Consider the following 3615-nt stretch of genomic DNA (forward strand, 5'->3'; position numbering starts at 1 on the left):
CTGACGGATTCCACCCGGCTGCCGGCCGGGTGCCCGGCCGGCAGCCGGACGACGTCAGAGCGCGCAGCCCTGGGTGTCCACCCGGCCCGTCGCCGCACTGCCCTGCTCGGCGTCCGGGCGCACCTCGGCGGCGGTGAGCACGTACCCGGTGTCCGCGCTGTCCAGCGACTTGGCGAACACCATCCCGTACACCTCGCCGTCCGGCGTGAGCAGCGGACCGCCGCTGTTGCCCTGGCGGACCAGCGAGCGCACCGAGTAGACGTCCCGGACGACCTGGCCGCGGTGGTAGATGTCCGGGCCGTTGGCCTGGATCCGGCCGCGGATGCGGGCCGGCTGGACGTTGAAGGCGCCGTTCTCGGGGAAGCCGGCGACGATCGCGCTGTCATTGGTCTTCGCCTCGCCCGCGAAGGCGAGCGGCGGCGCGTTCAGCTTGGGCACGTCGAGGACGGCGATGTCGCGCTGCCAGTCGTAGCTGACCACCGTCGCGTCGTACAGCTGGCCGACGCCGCCGACCTGCACGGTCGGCTCGTCGACACCGCCGACCACGTGGGCGTTGGTCATCACCCGGTGCGGGGCGTAGACGAAGCCGCTGCCCTCCAGCGTCTTGCCGCACGCGGTGGCGGTGCCGACCACCTTGACCAGGCTCTGCCGCGCCTTCGCCACCGCCGGGCTGGCGGCCAGCGCCGGGTCGGGGATGTCGACCTGGGTGATCGGCTCGTGCTCGAAGGGGTTGAACACCTGCGGGAAGCCGTTGCGGGCGAGCACCTTGGAGAAGTCCGAGAACCAGTTGGGCGCGTCGGAGGGCAGCGCGTCCTGGACGCCGCCCAGCACGGCCGAGGTGCGGACCTGCTTGGAGACCGTCGGCAGGGACGTCCCGGCGAGCGCCGAACCGATCAGCCAGGCCACCAGCAGCATCGAGATCACGTTGACCACGGCGCCGCCCGCCGCGTCCAGGGTCCGGGCCGGGCGGCGGTCGATGTGGCCGCGCAGCTTCCAGCCGAAGTGCGTGGTGATCGCCTGGCCGGTCGCCGCCAGCACGATCACCACCACCACGGCGATCACCGAGGCGGTCGTCCCGGGGCTGAGGTGGTCGAGCAGCAGCGGCAGCAACTGGACGGCGAGCAGGCCTCCGCCCAGGAAGCCGAGGACCGACAGGACACCGACCACGAAGCCCTGCCGGTAGCCCGAGACGGCGAAGCCGACGGCGGCGACGATCAACAGCACATCCAGGACGTTCACCCGGACACCCTCCCACGACGGACCACCCGGCCGGGGGAACGAACGCCGAATCCGGCCGGGACCTCGCGGGGCCCGGCCGCGTCCGCCGCCCTGCGGTTCACAACGCCCCGGCGTCGCGATCGAGCAGCGTTCCGGCGTCGCGGTCGAGCAGGGCCGCCGTGTCGCGGTCGAGCAGCGTCGTCGGCTCGCGGTCGAGCAGCGTCGCCGTGTCGGGGCCGGGCCGCGCCCCGGCGCCGCCGCCGAGCAGCGCCCGGGAGCGCTCCAGATCGCCCTGCACCAGCTCCAGCGCCTCGTCCGAGAGGTCGACGATCCGGTCCGCGTCCCACGGCCGCTCCAGACCGCTGTGGTGCAGCACCCGGTCGATCACCCCCGCGGTGAAGCCCCAGACCAGCCGCCCGCCGACCGCGAAGGCCGGGCCCAGATGGCCGGACGGGTGCCGCAGCCGGGCCCGGTTGTCCGGGTCGGTCAGCTCCGAGATCGGCACCCGGAACACCGCGCCGGTCTCCCCCAGGTCCACCGGGCGGACCGGCGACTCCTCGCGCCACCAGCCGAGCACCGGGGTCACCACGAACCGGCTGACCGGGATGTACAGCGCGGGCAGGGTGGCGAAGACCTGCACGCCGCCCGGCTCCAGGCCGGTCTCCTCCCAGGCCTCGCGCAGCGCCGCCGCCACCGGCCCCGGACCCGCCGGATCGCCGTCCTCCGGGTCCAGCGCGCCGCCCGGGAAGGACGGCTGCCCGGCGTGCGAGCGCAGCGAGCGGGCCCGTTCGATGAGCAGCAGGTCCGGCCCGGACTCGGCCTCGCCGAACAGCATCAGCACGGCGGAGGCCCGGCCGCCCTCGGCCGGCGGCAGGAAGCGGCTCAGCTGCTCGGGCAGCACCCGCTCGGCGGCCTCCCGGACCGGCTCCAGCCAGGTCGGCAGCCCGTCCCGCTCGATCCGCGGCTCCGGGCGCCCGCTCATTCGGCCACCGCCAGGTCGGCGACCTGGCCGTGGTGCGCGGCGGCGTCGGCGCGGGCACCGGCCTCGCCCGGGAAGTCGGCGGGCGGCCGCAGCCGCTGGCCCGGGTGGCCGCCGAGCTCGTACTTCAACAGCTTCGCCGCCTTCTCCGGGTCGGTCTCGCCCTCCCCGTAGGAGGGGCAGAGCGGTGCGATCGGGCAGGCCCCGCAGGCCGGCTTGCGGGAGTGGCAGATGCGCCGGCCGTGGAAGACCACCCGGTGCGAGAGCATCGTCCACTCGGACTTCGGGAAGATCTCCGCGACCGTCGCCTCGACCTTCACCGGGTCCTCGTCGGCGGTCCACCCGAACCGGCGGGCCAGCCGCCCGAAGTGGGTGTCCACGGTGATCCCGGGAACTCCGAAGGCGTTGCCGAGCACGACGTTGGCGGTCTTGCGGCCCACGCCGGGCAGCGTGACCAGGTCGGCCAGCCGGCCGGGGACCTGCCCGTCGAACTCGTCGCGCAGCGCGATCGACAGGCCGATCAGCGACTTCGCCTTGTTCCGGAAGAAGCCGGTCGGCCGGATGATCTCCTCCAGCTCCGCCGGGTTCGCCGCCGCCATGTCCTCCGGCGACGGGTACTTCGCGAACAGCGCCGGGGTCGTCTGGTTCACCCGCAGGTCGGTGGTCTGCGCCGACAGCACGGTGGCCACCAGCAGCTGGAAGGGGTTCTCGAAGTCCAGCTCCGGGTGCGCGTACGGATACAGCTCCGCCAGCTCCCGGTTGATCCTCCGGGCCCGCCGCACCATCGCCAGTCGCGACTCCGGCTTGCGCGCACCGACCGCCCTGTCCACCGGCTTCCCCGCAGACGCGGTCTTCCGGACCTTGCTCTCTGCCATGCGTGAAGGCTACGCCGGACGGCCGCGCTCCTGCGGCCGATCGGCCAGGCCCGGCTCCCCTTCAGTGGCCGCACGCCAGCGGGCACCTGCCGGGGCACGTGTCAGGGGCAGGTGACCACCTGACCGGCCCGGGAGAGGCCGCCGCCGAGCCGAGCAGCAGGGCGGGGGCGCCGCTGGGCACCTCGCCGCGTTCGACGAGTTCGGCGAGGGAGGGCGAGCGGAACGGTGGCGCCCCCGACCGCGTCCGGCGGTCCGTCCGTCGCCGAACTCGCCGCCGACGGCGCTCGCCGAACTGCCCGCGCCCCCGGAGGCCTGACGCCCGCTCCGACCCGGGCGGCCCGCCAGAGCTCCTGCCGGCGGCCACCGGCCACCCGCCGGAGCTCCCGCCGGAGCCCCCGTCAGCCGCGGAACAGCGCGTCGACGTCGCCGAAGCCCAGCGCGCCGGCCGGAGCCGTCAGGGTGCCGGGGCCGAGCAGCTCCGCAGCGGCCCGGCGGGCGGCGGTGTAGGCGAGCTGCGCCACCGCCGTGCCCGCGCTCGTCCGG

Annotated in this window: 2 protein-coding genes and 1 pseudogene; all 3 read right to left on the reverse strand. The window is 75.0% G+C overall.

The genetic code is table 11. From position 1 onward, the window contains the following. Window positions 1-54: 54 nt before the first annotated feature. Window positions 55-1239 carry a MarP family serine protease gene (locus tag ABD308_RS25235; protein WP_344338864.1) on the reverse strand — a complete coding sequence of 395 codons (1185 nt, stop codon included), beginning with the start codon at window positions 1237-1239 and terminating at the stop codon, window positions 55-57. A gap of 298 nt (window positions 1240-1537) precedes the next feature. Beyond that, window positions 1538-2200 (reverse strand): annotated as a pseudogene (locus ABD308_RS25240) (NUDIX hydrolase); the annotation flags it as partial. Beyond that, window positions 2197-3072, reverse strand: coding sequence for an endonuclease III (gene nth / locus ABD308_RS25245; protein WP_425554846.1), 876 nt, complete (start codon window positions 3070-3072; stop codon window positions 2197-2199). The pseudogene ABD308_RS25240 and the gene nth, both read right to left, overlap by 4 nt. Window positions 3073-3615 lie beyond the last annotated feature (543 nt).

This window comes from Kitasatospora putterlickiae, from assembly GCF_039527695.1.
Taxonomy (GTDB): domain Bacteria; phylum Actinomycetota; class Actinomycetes; order Streptomycetales; family Streptomycetaceae; genus Kitasatospora; species Kitasatospora putterlickiae.

Excerpts from the sequence above, each read along its gene's own strand:
- nth (WP_425554846.1), bottom strand. The coding sequence starts at position 3,072 with ATGGCAGAGAGCAAGGTCCGGAAGACCGCGTCTGCGGGGAAGCCGGTG.